Annotated in this window: 14 protein-coding genes; 11 read left to right on the forward strand and 3 right to left on the reverse strand. The window is 65.3% G+C overall.

From position 1 onward, the window contains the following. The first annotated feature begins 38 nt into the window (after window positions 1-38). The 8 genes from LB543_RS16200 (at window position 39) to LB543_RS16235 (ending at window position 7,152) form a co-directional block, all read left to right on the forward strand. Window positions 39-935, forward strand: a complete 897-nt coding sequence (locus LB543_RS16200) for a carbohydrate ABC transporter permease (RefSeq protein WP_140757714.1) — start codon at window positions 39-41, stop codon at window positions 933-935. Window positions 936-941: 6 nt separating this feature from the next. Next, window positions 942-1,784, forward strand: a complete 843-nt coding sequence (locus tag LB543_RS16205; protein ID WP_140757713.1) for a carbohydrate ABC transporter permease — start codon at window positions 942-944, stop codon at window positions 1,782-1,784. Window positions 1,785-1,863: 79 nt separating this feature from the next. Continuing rightward, window positions 1,864-2,685, forward strand: coding sequence for a sugar phosphate isomerase/epimerase family protein (locus LB543_RS16210; protein ID WP_224589762.1), 822 nt, complete (start codon window positions 1,864-1,866; stop codon window positions 2,683-2,685). Window positions 2,686-2,689: 4 nt separating this feature from the next. Beyond that, window positions 2,690-3,766, forward strand: coding sequence for a Gfo/Idh/MocA family protein (locus tag LB543_RS16215; RefSeq protein WP_224614758.1), 1,077 nt, complete (start codon window positions 2,690-2,692; stop codon window positions 3,764-3,766). After that, window positions 3,766-4,584: a sugar phosphate isomerase/epimerase family protein gene (locus LB543_RS16220; RefSeq protein ID WP_224614759.1), complete on the forward strand. Its 819-nt coding sequence runs from the start codon at window positions 3,766-3,768 to the stop codon at window positions 4,582-4,584. The genes LB543_RS16215 and LB543_RS16220 overlap by 1 nt, the downstream gene beginning before the upstream one ends. Further along, the gene (locus LB543_RS16225; protein WP_224614760.1) at window positions 4,584-5,414 is read left to right on the forward strand and encodes an alpha/beta fold hydrolase; all 831 of its coding nucleotides are present in this window, start codon (window positions 4,584-4,586) and stop codon (window positions 5,412-5,414) included. Before LB543_RS16220 ends, LB543_RS16225 begins: the two co-directional genes overlap by 1 nt. Continuing rightward, complete coding sequence (locus tag LB543_RS16230) at window positions 5,411-6,133, forward strand: ribulose-phosphate 3-epimerase (protein WP_224614761.1); 723 nt, start codon at window positions 5,411-5,413, stop codon at window positions 6,131-6,133. Before LB543_RS16225 ends, LB543_RS16230 begins: the two co-directional genes overlap by 4 nt. After that, on the forward strand, window positions 6,130-7,152 hold the full coding sequence (locus tag LB543_RS16235) for an ROK family protein (RefSeq protein WP_224614762.1): 1,023 nt from the start codon (window positions 6,130-6,132) through the stop codon (window positions 7,150-7,152). The genes LB543_RS16230 and LB543_RS16235 overlap by 4 nt, the downstream gene beginning before the upstream one ends. A gap of 172 nt (window positions 7,153-7,324) precedes the next feature. On the opposite strand, the gene LB543_RS16240 is transcribed toward LB543_RS16235, so the two are convergent. Next, complete coding sequence (locus tag LB543_RS16240; protein WP_224614763.1) at window positions 7,325-8,653, reverse strand: dicarboxylate/amino acid:cation symporter; 1,329 nt, start codon at window positions 8,651-8,653, stop codon at window positions 7,325-7,327. A 304-nt stretch (window positions 8,654-8,957) separates the two neighbouring features. On the opposite strand from LB543_RS16240, the gene LB543_RS16245 reads away from it, so the two are divergent. The 3 genes from LB543_RS16245 to LB543_RS16255 are packed head-to-tail and all read left to right on the forward strand — an operon-like array spanning window position 8,958 to window position 12,589. After that, window positions 8,958-10,778: a sensor histidine kinase gene (locus LB543_RS16245; RefSeq protein WP_224614775.1), complete on the forward strand. Its 1,821-nt coding sequence runs from the start codon at window positions 8,958-8,960 to the stop codon at window positions 10,776-10,778. Beyond that, window positions 10,775-12,130, forward strand: a complete 1,356-nt coding sequence (locus LB543_RS16250) for a sigma-54-dependent transcriptional regulator (protein WP_224614764.1) — start codon at window positions 10,775-10,777, stop codon at window positions 12,128-12,130. The genes LB543_RS16245 and LB543_RS16250 overlap by 4 nt, the downstream gene beginning before the upstream one ends. 30 nt (window positions 12,131-12,160) lie before the next feature. Continuing rightward, window positions 12,161-12,589 carry a GNAT family N-acetyltransferase gene (locus LB543_RS16255; protein ID WP_140757704.1) on the forward strand — a complete coding sequence of 143 codons (429 nt, stop codon included), beginning with the start codon at window positions 12,161-12,163 and terminating at the stop codon, window positions 12,587-12,589. On the opposite strand, the gene LB543_RS16260 is transcribed toward LB543_RS16255, so the two are convergent. Both LB543_RS16260 and LB543_RS16265 read right to left on the reverse strand, forming a co-directional pair. After that, the gene (locus tag LB543_RS16260; RefSeq protein ID WP_224614765.1) at window positions 12,590-13,705 is read right to left on the reverse strand and encodes an anhydro-N-acetylmuramic acid kinase; all 1,116 of its coding nucleotides are present in this window, start codon (window positions 13,703-13,705) and stop codon (window positions 12,590-12,592) included. It abuts the gene before it with no gap. A gap of 9 nt (window positions 13,706-13,714) precedes the next feature. Then, complete coding sequence (locus LB543_RS16265; RefSeq protein WP_224614766.1) at window positions 13,715-14,719, reverse strand: serine hydrolase domain-containing protein; 1,005 nt, start codon at window positions 14,717-14,719, stop codon at window positions 13,715-13,717. Window positions 14,720-14,773: the final 54 nt, after the last annotated feature.

Below are 14,773 nucleotides of genomic sequence, written 5' to 3' on the forward strand. Positions count from 1 at the left end.
TATTTGAAGCTCTTTTCTCTTGTCGCGAGGTTGCCACCATGACCCGGCAGAAGCGCTCCCATCACAAGCTCAGACGAGCTGTGGCGCCCTATCTCTATCTGTCGCCCTCGCTGCTCATAGTCGGGCTCCTGATGCTGTTGCCGATGGTCACGGTGATTGCCTATTCCTTTCAGAACAGCGCGGTACTGCGCCGTGATCCATCCTTTGCCGGGCTAAAGCACTACCAGGCGATCTTTGACGATCCCGTGTTCTGGGCTTCGCTGTGGCATACGCTCTATTTCACGTGCATGAGTGTCGTTTTCCATATGACCATCGGCATGATCTTCGCACTCATGCTGAACAGCGACCGTATCAATCCGACGCTGCGCAATGTGCTGCGCGTGCTCTACATACTGCCATGGCTGTTCACCGCGGTGATCATCGCGGTGATCTGGCGCCTCCTGCTCGAGCCGAACGGTGTCGTGAACAGCATTCTCATGCAGATGGGCATCATCGGTTCCAAGGTCGAGTGGTTTTCCTCGCCCGAGACCGCGCTGCACGCCGTCACTTTCGCCAATATCTGGGCGGGCTACCCGCTTTTCATGGTCAGTCTGCTCGCAGGCCTGCAAGGCATTCCCAAGGATTTCTACGAGGCCGCCGATATCGACGGGGCGAAGGCCTACCAGAAGCTGATCTTCATAACCATCCCGCAGCTGATGCCGATCATCATCAGCATCTCGCTGCTCGATTTCATCTGGACCATGCAGGTCTTCCCGTTGATCTGGATAACCACGGGCGGCGGCCCGATCTACGCGACCGAGGTCCTCAGCACCTACACCTACAAGCTGGCGTTTTCGAGCTACAACCTGTCCCAGGCGTCGGCGAGTGCTGTGGTCATCCTGCTGATCTCTCTCGGACTGACGTTGTTCTATATTCGCTATCAGCGGGCCAGGTAGGACGCCATGAGGAAGCGGAATTCTGGCAAAGACAAGCTGATCACCGTCGCGCTGCATGTCGCTCTTGCGGCTGGACTGTTCTTCGCAGCCTTCCCGATCTACTGGATGCTCAGCAGCTCGTTCAAGTCGAATACCGAAATCTTTGCCCTGCCTCCAACCATCCTGCCGAAGGCCTTCACGCTGGAAGCGTATGCAGCCATCCTTGGCGATCCGGTGAAGCTGCGTTTCTTCTTCAACAGCTACTTCGTTGCGGGAGCGGTGACCGTGCTGACGGTGCTGATCGCCTTGCTGGCGGCCTATGGGTTCAGCCGCTTCAACTTCCGCGGCAAGGGCAGCCTGAACACAATCATCATCAGCACGCAGACGATCCCGCCGATCACGCTTTTGATCCCCTTCTTCGGGCTTGTCGTCTCGTACGGCATCTTCGACACCTATGCCGCGCTGATCCTGACCTACCTGGTGTTTACGTTGCCCTATGCGATCCTGCTGATGACAGGGTACTTGAACACGTTGCCACGCGATCTCGATGAAGCCGTTGCCGTTGACGGCGGCACGAGTTGGACGGCGCTCTGGCGGGTGATCGTCCCGATCTCACTGCCTGGTATCGTGGCGACCTCGGTCTACACCTTCCTGTTGTGCTGGAACGAATTTCTCTTTGCGCTGACGCTGACGAAGTCGACGTCCATGCGCACCGTCCCGATCGGCATACAGCTGTTGATGGGGCAGCACGCCTTCGAATGGAACCAGATGATGGCGATGAGCGTGCTCGGCTCGCTGCCGCTCTTGCTCATCTACCTCGTTGCCCAGAGGTTCTTCCTCGCCGGCATGACCGCGGGCTCGGTCAAGTAGGATGTTCTTCCAGCGCCACATCATCGAAGGACTGACACAGGGCGGCCCCAAGGAATAGGCGGAATCAAGGAATGAAAGGATGAACGTGAAAGACCTCAAAGTCGGCTGCCAGACCTTCACCTGGGAAATGCTGGGCAAGGACTGGACGGGTGGCCCCGACGATCTGTTGAAGGCGATCGCGGATGGCGGTTATGCCGGCATCGAGATCACCGACACCATGATCGGCCGCTACGCCGGCAAGCCGGCCGAGTTCGCCGCCGCGCTGAAGTCGTCCGGCCTGGCGCTGGTTTCCTTCGCCTTCGGCTCGAAGAGCGGCTTCACGCTCAAGGATGAGATCGGCGCCGACCTCGAAACCGCCAGGCGCTGGATCGATTTCGTGGCAAACTTTCCCGATGCGCTGGTGTCGATGGGCTCGGCGACCGTCGTCTCCGAGGGGCCGCGCGACGGCAAATTCGCTATCGCGGCCGAGCTGTACAACAAGGCCGGCGAGCTCGGCCGCAAGGCTGGTGTCCAGATAGCCTTGCATCCGAGCTCGCATCACAACACGCTGCTGTTCGACCGCGCCGATTACGACGCGATCTTTGCCTTGCTCGACCCAGATCTGGTCGGCTGGGTGCCGGATACCGGCCACATCCTGCGCGGCCACAAGGACATGGCGGATACACTCACCACCTACCGTGACCGCATCCGCTACATCCACCTCAAGGACGTCGACGCCAAGGGCACATGGGCGATGCTGGGCGAAGGCGTCTGCGACACGCCTCGAGTCATCGAGATCGCCGGTACCGCGCCGAACTTCAACGGCTGGCTGGTGCTGGAAGAAGAATCCGACACCGCTGCCGCCGATCCGGCCGGTGCGGTCAAGACCAACCGCCAGACGATGCGCGGCTACGGGGCCTGAGACGATGATCAAGAAACAGGACAGACGCCTCAGGGTCGGTGTGCTTGGCTGCGGCCCGATCGCGCAGTTCGCGCATCTGGAATCCTGCGTCAAGGCCGGTAATGCCGACCTCTACGCCATCTGCGACGCGGCGCCCGATTTGCTCGCCCGCATGGGCGCCACCTACGAGCCACGGAAGACGTATGCCGACTACGACGCCATGCTCGCCGATCCCGAGCTGGAAGCGGTCATCGTCGCCACGTCGGATGCCTATCACGTGCCGATGTCGATCAAGGCGCTCGATGCCGGCAAGCATGTTCTCTGCGAAAAGCCGATCGGCACCTCGATCGAGGAAGGCGAGGCGCTGGCCGCGGCGGTAAAGCGCTCCGGCAAGGTGCTGCAGGTCGGGCACATGAAGCGTTTCGACCCGGCGCTGGAGGCCGCGCGCGACTTCGTCCGCGACGAGATCGGCGAGGTGCTGGCGCTGAAGGCCTGGTATTGCGATTCCACCCACCGCTACACCAACACCGATGCCGTGCAGCCGCTACCCGTCACCAGCAAACTGGCGAAGAAGCCGGGCGGAAATCCCAAGGCCGATCTCAGGCAATATTTCATGCTGGCGCACGGATCGCATCTGGTCGACACCGCGCGCTTCCTCTGCGGCGAGATCACCGCCATGCGTGCTCGCCTCAACGAGCGCTTCGGCGCCTATTGCTGGTTCGTCGAGACTGAATTCGCCAGCGGCGCGCTCGGTCACCTCGATCTGACCGTCGCCGTGCGCATGGACTGGCACGAGGGTTTTCAGCTCTATGGCGAGAACGGGTCTGTCATCGCGAAAACCTTCAACCCCTGGTACTTCCGCGCCAGCGAGGTCGACATCTTCCACGAGAAGGACGCGACCTCGCGAAAACCGCTTGGCGCCGACGGCCATTTCTTCCGTCGCCAGCTTGAAGGCCTTGCCGACACCGTGCTCATCGGCGCGCCGATGCGCGGCGCCAATGTCGAGGACGGTATCGCCTCGATCCGCGCCATGGTGGCGATTGCCCGTTCTGTCGAGACTGGCGAACGGGTTGAGCTCGCCTCGGTTTCGGGTGCGGTCTGATGCGCCTCGGCATCTTCGCCAAGACCTTTTCGGGCACCGACCCGGCCGCCGTGCTGACTGCCGTGAACCAGGCCGGATACGAGACGACGCAGTTCAATCTCGCCTGCGCCGGCCTGTCGTCGATGCCGGATGTCGTGCCGGCGGATGCCGTCGCCGCCATCCGCACCGCAGTGCGATCGTCGGGCGTTTCGCTGGCCGCGCTGTCGGGCACCTACAACATGGCGCACCCCGACAAGGCTATGCGCGACGATGGACTTCGCCGCCTTGGCATCGTCATCGAGACTGCCGCCGCCCTCGGCATCCCGCTGGTCACGCTCTGCACCGGCTCGCGCAATGCCGCCGACCAATGGGCTTACCACCCCGACAATGCCGATCCGTCCGCCTGGTCCGACATGGCCGCCGAGATGGCAAAGGCGCTAGCGCTGGCCGAGGAGGCCGGCGTCGATCTCGGCATCGAGCCCGAGCAGGCCAACATCGTCACCTCGGCCACGGATGCGACGCGCCTGATCGCCGAGATGGGCTCCAAGCACCTGAAGATCGTGCTCGACCCGGCAAACCTGTTCGAGCATGCGACGCCGGACGAGGCGGGCATGATCGTCGCCGCCGCGATCGATGAGGCCGCCGGCCACATCGCCATGGCGCATGCCAAGGACCGTTTCGCCGACGGCCGCTTCGCTGCTGCAGGGCAAGGCATCGTCGACTTCCCGGATTTCGTCGCGCGGTTGAAGGGCGTGGGTTTCGATGGCGCACTCGTCACACACGGTCTGTCCGCCGACGAGGCTGCTGGCGTGGCCATCTTCCTGCGAAGGCTGGTCTGATGGACGCCGCGCCAACGATCATGCTGCGAGATGACGCCGCGCTCCGTGTCTTCGACACGGGGCAGGGACTTCCCATCGTCTTCCAGCACGGTCTCGGCGGCGACGCCGCCCAGGTGGCGCAGAACTTTCCCGACGGCCCCTCGCGCCGCCGGCTCACGATCGAATGCCGTGCGCAAGGCGGCGCCAGTGCCGGCAGTAGCCGTCCGTTTTCGATCGCCATGTTCGCCGACGATGTGCTGGCCGCCGCCGATGCGGCGGGAATGGAGCGCTTCGTCGCCGGCGGTATCTCGATGGGTGCCGCCATTGCATTGCATCTGGCGGCCCGGCATCCCGATCGCGTCTCTGGCCTCGTGCTGGTGCGCCCAGCCTGGGCCTTCGACGCGGCGCCTGGGAATATGCAGCCTTATGTCGAAGTGGCGGAACTGATCGACCGGCTTCCGCTGGACGAGGCGCGCGCGGCCTTCGCGTCCTCCGCGACAGCAACCCGCTTTCGCAGAGAGGCGCCAGACAATCTCGCTTCGCTGCTCGGCTTCTTCGCGCGTGACAATGCGACCGTCTTCGCCGAGGTGATGCAGGCGATCGCGAATGACGGACCCGGCGTGACGCGAGCCGAAGCTGCAAGCCTTGCGATGCCCACGCTCGTCATCGGCAGCGGCGTTGATCTCGTCCATCCCTTGGCGACCGCCCGCGAACTCGCCAACACCATCCCCGGCGCGGCCTTCGCCGAGGTAACGCCGAAGGCTACCGACAAGAACAGCCATTTCGCCGAAATCCGTGCCGCCATCGGTGGCTTCCTCGATAGAAATTTCAACAATCAGGACCAATCATGATCTCGAAACCCTTGTCAGGCCCGGCCGCCATCGCCGCATTGCCGCGCGACCGTCTGATCGCCGAATTCTCATCGTGGTCCGCCAATCTCGCCAATTTCGAGAGCGACCTCAGGCGCATCGAACCCTATGTCGATCTGCACCACATCGACGTCGCGGACGGCCATTTCGCGCCGTCCTTCCTGTTCTTCCCCGATCTCGTCGCCCGTATTGCCAAACTGACGGCCAAGCCCATCCACGTCCATCTGATGGTCGATGGGGCAATCGTCGAAGAACAGACGCGTCAGTTCATCGAGGCTGGCGCCGACATGATCAGCGTCCATGCCGAGAATGGCGAAGCGGGCCTGCGCGCGGTGCAGCTGGCGCGTGCACTCGGCGCCGAGGCCGGCGTCGTGCTGAGGCTGGAGACCCCGGTCGAGGCGGTGACGCCTTTCGTCTCCGAGGTGGCTTTCGTCACGCTGCTCGGCACCGCGATCGGGGTCAAGGGCCAGGGCCTGTCGGAGAAAGCCTGCGACAGGCTTGGGGAGGCCCGCGCCATCCTGAGGAAGGCCGATCGCGAGGCAGCAGTGGTGCTCGCCGCCGATGGCGGCATCCGCCACGAAACCGTGCCGCTGCTGCGCGCCGCCGGCGCCGAGACCGTGGTGCTCGGTTCGCTCGCTTTCGGCGACAAGGATCTCGCCGGCCGCATCGGCTGGCTGCATGGTTTGAAGGTCGCGGCATGAGCATCGAAGCCGCCCTTGCGATCGATCTTGGCGGCACCGAGCTTCGTGCCGCTTTGGTCGACCGTGACGGCAAGATCCTGGCTTTCGCAGCTGTGCCGACGCAGGCGCAGGCCGGTCCCGAAGTGGTCATCGGCCAGATCGAGGCGCTGGCGGCAACCGTCCATGCCGAGGCGCCGGGGTTGTCGATCCTCGGCATCGGCGTCGGCGCGCCGGGTCCGCTCGATCCGCTGGCCGGCATCGCCGTCGGACCGCCGACGCTGACCGGCTGGCAGGATGTGCCGTTGGCCGACATACTCGAACGGCGGCTCGGCCTGCCGGTGCGGCTGGAAAATGACGCCAATGCGGCGGCGCTCGGCGAATGGCGCTTCGGCGCCGGCCACGGCGCGCGCTCGCTGGTCTTCGTCACCGTCTCGACCGGGATCGGCGGCGGTGTCGTTGCCGACGGACGCATCCTGCACGGCCGCCGTGGGTTGGCCGCCGAGATCGGCCACATGACCATCACCAATGAAGGCGAGCGCTGCGTGTGCGGCGTCGTCGGCTGCTTCGAGGCCATCGCGTCGGGCACCGCGCTCGGCCGCCGCGCCAATGCCGCGACGTCGCCCCTGGACGGCTCGACGCTGCGCCGCCTGTCGGCAAACGCCGAGGTGACGGGCCGCCACGTGGTCGAGGCCGCACGGCTGCAGGACGATCTCGCTCTGGCCTTGCTCGAGGAGGAGGCACGCTGGCTCGGCGTCGGCTTCACCAATCTCTTGCATCTCTATTCGCCAGACGTTCTGGTCGTCGGCGGCGGCATCGGCAATGGCCTCGACCTGATGGCGCCCGTCATCGAGGCGACCATCCGCCAGCGCGCCATGCGCGCCTATCGCGACGTGCCGGTCGTCCAGGCCCAGCTCGGCCGCCACGCCGGGCTGGTCGGCGCGGCCAGCCTCGTGCTGTTCGATGATCTGGGCACGTTGGCGGCTCCCATGCCCGTCGGCCCAAGCACATATCCGGACACGAGGAGGGACTTCAATGGCTGAGCTCGAGCTGCGCGGCCCAATCGCGCTGCAAGTCGATCCGACGCGCTGCCATCTCTTCGCGGCCGATGGCAAGGCGCTGTCGCCGCTGGGCAAAGCCGCCTGACGTCACGGACATAAGACGATGGCCGCAAGCTGCGTGCCTGCGGCCGTCGTCATTTCACGGAACGGCGGATTACTCGGCGGGAACGATGTCCGCCGGCAGGCTGTCGTCGGCGGTGCCAGCCAATGCGTTGGCCAGCTTGGCCTCGTCGAGTTCGCCTTCCCAGCGCGCCACGACCAGCGTCGCCACCGCATTGCCGACGAAATTGGTCAACGCCCGGCATTCCGACATGAAGCGGTCGACGCCGAGGATCAGCGCCATGCCGGCGACCGGCACCGAGGGCACGACCGAAAGCGTCGCGGCCAGGGTGATGAAGCCGGCGCCGGTAATGCCGGCGGCACCCTTCGAGGATAGCATGGCGACCAGCAGCAGCAGGATCTGATCGCCGATCGACAAATGGATGTTCGTCGCCTGGGCAATGAACAGGGCGGCAAGCGTCATGTAGATGTTGGTGCCGTCGAGATTGAAGGAATAGCCGGTCGGGATGACCAGCCCGACCACCGAGCGCTTGGCGCCGGCCTTTTCCATCTTTTCCATCAGCGAGGGCAGGGCCGCTTCCGACGACGAGGTGCCCAGCACCAGGAGGAGCTCTTCCTTGATGTAGCGGATCAGGGACAGGATCGAGAAGCCGTTGTAGCGGCAGACGGCGCCGAGCACGACGAACACGAACAGGAACGAGGTCGCGTAGAAGGTTCCGACCAGCATCGCGAGGTTGATGACCGAGCCGATGCCGTATTTGCCGATGGTGAAGGCCATGGCACCGAACGCGCCGATAGGGGCGGCCTTCATCAGCACGCCGACCAGTTTGAACATCGGTGCCATCAGCGCCTGCAGGAAATTGAGCACCGGCGTGCCCTTGTCGCCGACCAGCGCCAGCGCGATGCCGAACAGCACCGAGAAGAACAGCACCTGCAGGATGTCGCCGTCGGCGAAGGCGCCGACGATCGTGCCGGGGATGATGTTCATCAGGAAGCCGGTGACCGACTGGTCATGCGCCTTGGCGGCGTAAGTGTTCACGGTCGAGGCGTCGAGCGTCGTCGGGTCGATGTTGAAGCCGGCACCCGGCTGCACGACATTGGCCACGACAAGGCCGATGATGAGCGCCAGCGTCGAGAAGGTGAGGAAGTAGAGCATCGCCTTGCCGGCGACGCGGCCGACTTTCTGCAGGTCACTCATGCCGGCGATACCGGTTGCGACCGTCAGGAAGATGACCGGCGCGATGATCATCTTGACCAGCTTGATGAAGGCATCGCCGAGCGGTTTCATGCTCTCGCCGATCGACGGATAGTAATGGCCGAGTAGGATGCCGACGGTGATCGCCACCAGCACCTGCACGTAGAGCTGGGCATAGAGGGGCTTGCGCTGCGCGGCGGGCGCGGCGGATTGGTCTGCGATATGCATGGAACTCTCCCTGGCCGGATGGACGGAACCCGCCCTGCGTGACTTCTCCCATCGCGGCGCTCCGGTTGCCCGCCGCTGCAAGGACTTTTGCAAGCGCTGTGCCAGATGGCGGAAAGGCTGGAATCCCTAGGTTTCAGCCGTTCCTGCCCTGCCTTCGACGGAGATTTGTGCGGATTTCCGCACAGGTCTTGTTTGCCCTGGCGGAATTTCGCATTAGACTGGGGCCAAAGCCTCGCAGGGAAGGAGAGGGCCGACGCCGCGACAGCGCATCGATAGCAAATCCCCCGGGTTTGCCGGCCGCGACCTGTTGCGCGAAGCGGTAGCGCGCCTGCGCGGCGGCCGTTGGCTGCTTCTGGCCCTCGCGCTCGCGGTGCTGGTCGGCGCGGTCGCCATTGCCGGGCGCATCGCCGAGGGTCAGGCTGCCGGCAACCTGCGCGCCGGGGCACTGGCTGCCTTGCCGCTGGCGGCCGGAACCCTGACTGGCGAAATCGAAAAGCAGCGTCTCGTGCCGCTGGTGCTGGCGCGCGACGATGCGGTGCGCGATGCGCTGCGCCGCGCCGGAAAGGTCGAGGAAACCGCTCTAGACGCCAAGCTGAAGGCCATCGCCGGCGATGCGTCGGCGTCCGTCGTCTATGTCATCGATACGGCGGGCATGGCGATATCGGCCAGCAATGCCGGCCAGCCGGACAGCTTTGTCGGCATCGACTATAATTTTCGCCACTATTTCACCGATGCGATGGCCAAGGGCGCCGCCAGCCAGTATGGCCTCGGCACGATCAGCGGCAAGCCGGGACTCTACCTCGCCAGCCGTGTCGACGACGGGGGCAAACCGCTTGGCGTCGCGGTTCTGAAGGTCGAACTCGGCGGTGTCGAAGCCAATTGGCGCGCCAGCGGCTTTCTCGTTTTCGTCACCGACGGGCGCGGCGTCGTTCTGGCCACCAGCCAGCCCGACTGGCGCTTCCATGCGCTGGCGCCGCTCTCCGCCGCGGACGCCGCTTCGGCGCATGACCAGCTTCAACTGGTCGACGCCGCCTTCGAGCCGCTGCCGATACGGCGTGGCGCCGGTGACCGTCTGGCGACAATCGACGAAGCCGGAAAATCGCGCCGGTTCGTCGAGGTGGTGCAGGACTTGCCCGATGCCGTTCCCGGCTGGCGCCTGTGGCTGCTGACGCCCGCCGATGCCGCCCTGGCTGCCGCCGCCAACACCGCGCGCCTGACGACGCTGCTCGGGCTGCTGCTGATGGGGCTGCTTGCCTACGTGTTCACCCGGCGCCGTCGCGCACGCCAGCTGCGGCAGGAAGCGCTGGCGCGCATGAATGCCGAACTCGAGAGCCGGGTCAGCACAAGGACGGCTGAACTGACCCGATCCAACAGCGCTCTCGCCGGCGAAATCGCCGAGCGCGAAAATGCCGAGGCCAAGGTCCGCCGGCTGCGCGACGATCTCGCCCAGGCCAACCGGCTCTCCATCCTCGGCCAGATCGCCGCCGGCGTGGCGCATGAGATCAATCAGCCGGTCGCCGCGATCCGCACCTATGCCGAGAACGCCGGCCGCTTCCTTGACGCCGGCAAGACCGAACCGGCGAGCGGCAATCTGACCTCGATCGTCTCGATGACCGAACGCATCGGCGCCATCACCGGCACGCTGCGCAGCTTTGCCCGCCGGCCCGGCACTGCTGCCTCGCCCTTGCCGGTGCGCGAGGCGATCGAGGGCGCGCTGTCGCTTCTGTCCGGCCGCATCCGCGATTCCGGCGTCACCATCGTCAAGCCGCGCGGCACCGCATCGCCATTGGTGATGGCAAGCCGCATCCGGCTGGAGCAGATCCTGGTCAACCTGTTGCAGAACGCGCTTGACGCCATGAAGGACCGCCCCGATCCCCGCATCGAGATCGACCTCGCCGAACGTGACGGTCACGTGCTGATTTCGGTGCGCGACAATGGGCCCGGCCTCGGGCCGGAAGCCGCCGGCAATCTGTTCATGCCGTTCCAGACCACCAAGGAGAAGGGGCTTGGCCTCGGCCTGGTGATCTCGCAGGAGATCGCCCAGGAATTGGGCGGCACGCTGCGGCTCGACCCCGACACCGCCAGCGGCGCATCCTTCACCATCGACTTGAGGCGGATCGAATGACCCAGGGATCAGAGCTGGTGGCGCTCGTCGACGACGATGCCGACCTGCTTCATGCCACCACGCAACTGCTCGAACTTGCCGGCTTCACGGTAATCGCGCTCGACGCCGCCGAAGCGGCGCTTGGCGTCGTCGACAAGGATTTCGAGGGTGTGGTCGTCAGCGATATCCGCATGCCTGGCATGAACGGTCTGCAGCTCTTCGACCGCATCAAGGCTGTCGACGCCGACTTGCCGGTGATCCTGGTCACCGGGCATGGCGATGTCGATCTTGCGGTCGCCGCGCTCAAGGACGGCGTCTATGATTTCATCCCGAAACCCTATGCGGGGGAGCGTCTGGTCGAGGCGCTGAAACGGGCATCGGAGAAGCGGCGGCTGGTCATGGAAAACCGGCGGCTGCGCGAAGCCGCGGCACTTGCCGCCGACGGCATGCCGTTGATCGGCGAAGCACCCGCCATGAGGCGATTGCGCGAGACCTTGCGCCAGATCGCCGACATGGATGTCGACGTGTTGGTGGAAGGCGAGACCGGAACCGGCAAGGAAGTCGTGGCCGACCTCCTGCATCGGTGGGGCCGGCGTCGCACAAAGCCCTTCGTCGCATTGAACTGCGGCGCTCTGCCCGAAACCGTCATCGAAAGCGAGCTGTTCGGCCACGAGGCCGGCGCGTTTACCGGGGCGCAGCGGCGGCGGATTGGCCGGATAGAGCACTCCAGCGGAGGCACGCTGTTTCTCGACGAGATCGAATCCATGCCACCGGCCCTGCAGGTCAAGCTCTTGCGGGTGCTGGAGACGCGCAGCCTCACTCCGCTCGGCTCGAACGAGACACGGCGCCTCGATCTCCGGGTCGTCGCGGCGACCAAGGTCGACCTCGGCCGGCCCGACCAGCGCGGCGATTTCCGCGAGGACCTCTATTTCCGCCTCAACGTGGTGACGCTGCGCATACCGCCGCTGCGCGAGCGGCGCGGCGATATCGCGATGCTGTTCGGCCATTTCCTAGGCAAGGCGGCGGAACGGTTCGGCCGCCCTCTCGCCAGGGTGAACGCCGCCGTGAGCCATCATCTCCAGTCGCACGACTGGCCGGGCAATGTGCGCGAGCTCGCGCATTTCGCCGATCGCGTCGCGCTCGGCCTTGGGCCTGAGGACGAAGCCAGGTCCTCGCCCGCACGATTGCCGGAGCCTGTCGCCGCGCTGCCCGAAATGGTCGGGCAATACGAGGCGCAGCTCATCCGCGACGCACTGCGCCATCATGGCGGCGATGTGCGCGGCGCCATCGACGCGCTCGGCGTGCCGCGCAAGACGTTCTACGACAAGCTCAAGCGCTACGGCATTGCTGCTTCCGACTTCCGCCCCTCTTGACGCTTCCAACTGCGCAATCCGGAAAGAGCCATGAACACGACACTCGAAACGACGGCAAATCCCCAGCCGGAAGAACTCGCCTTTCTCAGTGAACGGCTGACAGCGTTCAACGACGCCGATGTCGGCGCGTCCGAAAGGAAGGCGTTGGCCGTATTCGTGCGCGGCGAGGACGGCGCGGTGGTCGCCGGCATTTCGGGCTACACTGCCTGGGGCTGGCTCTACGTGCAGTGGCTGTGGGTCGACGAAAGGCTGCGCGGCCAGCACATGGCCGGCCAGATGCTGGACGCGGCCGAACGCGAAGCCGTGGCGCGCGGCTGCCAAAATGCCTGGATCGACACTTTCAATCCCAACGCCGCCAAGGTCTATCAGAGGCAGGGCTACCAACCCTTTGGGACGCTGGCCGATTTCCCTGTCGGCCGCAGCCGCATCTTCTTGCGGAAGACGCTGCCGACCGGTTGATCAGCCAGCCAGCTTTCCGCCGCGCATCGGCTGCGGTGCGCCGGTCGTGCTTGGAAAACTGATCGGCAGGCCGCGCAGCACGCGCACCGCGAGGAAGGCAAAGCACTCCGCCTCCACCGCGTCGCCACTCCAGCCGAGGCTTTCGGCCAGCACCACCTCGACGCCGGCGCGGCTGGCCAGCATGGCCATCATCGTCGGGTTGTGGCGGCCGCCGCCGCTGACCACCAGCTTCTTCGGCCGGCTTGGCAGAAGGTCGAGCGCCTTGCCGACAGCCGACGCGGTGAAGGCGGTAAGCAGGGCCGCTCCATCCTCGGCGCTCAGGCCATCGGCCATGGCCGCGCCGAAGTCGAAACGGTCGAGCGATTTCGGGTAGGCCTTGGTCAGATAGGGATGCTGCAACAGCGTGGCGAGCCGGGCTTCGTCGACCGTTCCCGCGCGGCCAAGCGCGCCGCCGCGGTCCATTTCGCCGAGCCCTTTCGACTTGATGAAGTCGTTGAGCGGCGCGTTGGCGGGGCCGGTATCGAAGGCGATGACATTGTCGGCGCCGTCCCACCAGGTGATGTTGGCGACGCCGCCGAGATTGAGCACGGCCACCTCGCCACTGGCGCCGGCGCTGCGCATCAGCGCGGTGTGATAGGCGGCTGCCAAGGGCGCGCCTTGCCCGCCGGCGCGCATGTCGGCCGAGCGGAAATCATAGGCGACCTTGGTACCCAATATCTCGTGCATCAGCTCGCCATCGCCAAGCTGGCGGGTCTGGCCGAGCCGTCCGACCTGCGGCGCGCGGTGCAGCACGGTCTGGCCGTGAAAGCCGATGACGCCGACATCAGCCATTGTCATGCCGTATCCTTCGACGAGTTCCTTCACTGCTGCCGACTGCGCACGCGTCAGCGCCTCTTCCGCCTTGCGAAAGATCGCCGGTTCGGGTCCGACAAAATTCCAGGCTCTGGCCGCTGTCAGCGTCTCCTCCAGCAAGGAGCGGATCGACGGGGGATAGGGCATCAGCCGGTAGGTGCCGAAATCCTCGATCCGCTCGCCATCGGTCTTGATCAGTGCCACGTCGATGTTGCCGTCAAGCACGGTGCCGGTCATCAGGCCGACGGCCCAGATTGGTTCCATGGTCTATCCCTAGCCCCTGTTGACGAGATCGCCGACCGCCTGCCGCAGCAGGACGATACCGCTGTCGAAATGACGTGTCGGATGGATGCGGTTGGTGAGTAAGGTCCACGCCTTGCCCTTGTCGAAGTCTATCCACAGTCCGGTGCCGGTAAAACCGGTATGGCCGATCGTTCCCTGACTGCATAACGCACCGCCGGACCAGCCTTCGTGAGGTCGCTCCCAGCCATGGGTTCGGGTGGCCGACAAGGGCTCGCGCATCAGCGCGATCGATTGTCCGGATGCGCCGGTTCCGTCCAGCAGCCCCTGGGCAAAATCGAGCACCGAAGCGGCCGTGCCGAACAGGCCGGCGTGCCCAGCGCCCTTCAGCGCCGAGCAATTGTCGTCGTGGACCTCGCCGGACAGCACGCGGTGGCGCCAGGTGCAGTCCTCGGTCGCAGCGGCGGCATCGGGCTGCGCGAACCATGCAAAACCCGGGCCGGGCTCCATGGCGCGGATGCTCTTGCCCGACAGCCGCTCCAACGCAAAGCCGAGCAGGATGAAGTTGATGTCGGAATAGACCGGGTCGCGCGCCCGCCATTCCCGCTGCAGGATGAAGGCGCGCAGCAGCTCGGGATCGCGTCCATAGGTGTAGATCGGCTCGACTGCGGGGAAGGGCGTCTGGTGGCCGAGGCACTGGCGGAAGGTCACTGTCCGCTCCCAGGCGTTCGCGTCATACTGGCGAAGATCGGGGAGTACCGAGGTCAGCGGCGCGTCGAGATCGATGATGCCGTCCTGCGCCAGCGCCAGGATGCGTGGCGTGGTGAAGATCACCTTGGTCAGGGACGCCAGGTCGAACCAGGTGTTTTCCCGCATCGGCCGCGGCTCCGGCACGAGCTGCGCAGAGCCGATCGCGCGGACGATGCGGTCGCCATCACGGCTGACAATGCCGAGCACGCCGCCGGGGATGCGCTTGGCGGTTACTGCCGTTGCCAAGGGCGCGAATGCGCGGTCGAAGATCTGGGGGAGGCTACTCAATGCCAGCCTCCTTCGGAGAAGTAGCGCTCTACGGCGCCCCCCTCTGTCCTGCCG

This window comes from Mesorhizobium sp. ESP7-2 (assembly GCF_020164715.1).
Classification (GTDB): domain Bacteria; phylum Pseudomonadota; class Alphaproteobacteria; order Rhizobiales; family Rhizobiaceae; genus Mesorhizobium.

What these genes read in the sequence shown, in the direction of transcription:
- LB543_RS16205 (WP_140757713.1), top strand. Translation starts at nt 942, where the DNA reads ATGAGGAAGCGGAATTCTGGCAAAGACAAGCTGATCACCGTCGCGCTG.
- LB543_RS16240 (WP_224614763.1), bottom strand. Translation starts at nt 8,653, where the DNA reads ATGCATATCGCAGACCAATCCGCCGCGCCCGCCGCGCAGCGCAAGCCC.
- LB543_RS16225 (WP_224614760.1), top strand. Translation starts at nt 4,584, where the DNA reads ATGGACGCCGCGCCAACGATCATGCTGCGAGATGACGCCGCGCTCCGT.
- LB543_RS16235 (WP_224614762.1), top strand. Translation starts at nt 6,130, where the DNA reads ATGAGCATCGAAGCCGCCCTTGCGATCGATCTTGGCGGCACCGAGCTT.
- LB543_RS16230 (WP_224614761.1), top strand. Translation starts at nt 5,411, where the DNA reads ATGATCTCGAAACCCTTGTCAGGCCCGGCCGCCATCGCCGCATTGCCG.
- LB543_RS16260 (WP_224614765.1), bottom strand. Translation starts at nt 13,705, where the DNA reads ATGGAACCAATCTGGGCCGTCGGCCTGATGACCGGCACCGTGCTTGAC.
- LB543_RS16210 (WP_224589762.1), top strand. Translation starts at nt 1,864, where the DNA reads ATGAACGTGAAAGACCTCAAAGTCGGCTGCCAGACCTTCACCTGGGAA.
- LB543_RS16250 (WP_224614764.1), top strand. Translation starts at nt 10,775, where the DNA reads ATGACCCAGGGATCAGAGCTGGTGGCGCTCGTCGACGACGATGCCGAC.
- LB543_RS16200 (WP_140757714.1), top strand. Translation starts at nt 39, where the DNA reads ATGACCCGGCAGAAGCGCTCCCATCACAAGCTCAGACGAGCTGTGGCG.
- LB543_RS16215 (WP_224614758.1), top strand. Translation starts at nt 2,690, where the DNA reads ATGATCAAGAAACAGGACAGACGCCTCAGGGTCGGTGTGCTTGGCTGC.
- LB543_RS16220 (WP_224614759.1), top strand. Translation starts at nt 3,766, where the DNA reads ATGCGCCTCGGCATCTTCGCCAAGACCTTTTCGGGCACCGACCCGGCC.
- LB543_RS16255 (WP_140757704.1), top strand. Translation starts at nt 12,161, where the DNA reads ATGAACACGACACTCGAAACGACGGCAAATCCCCAGCCGGAAGAACTC.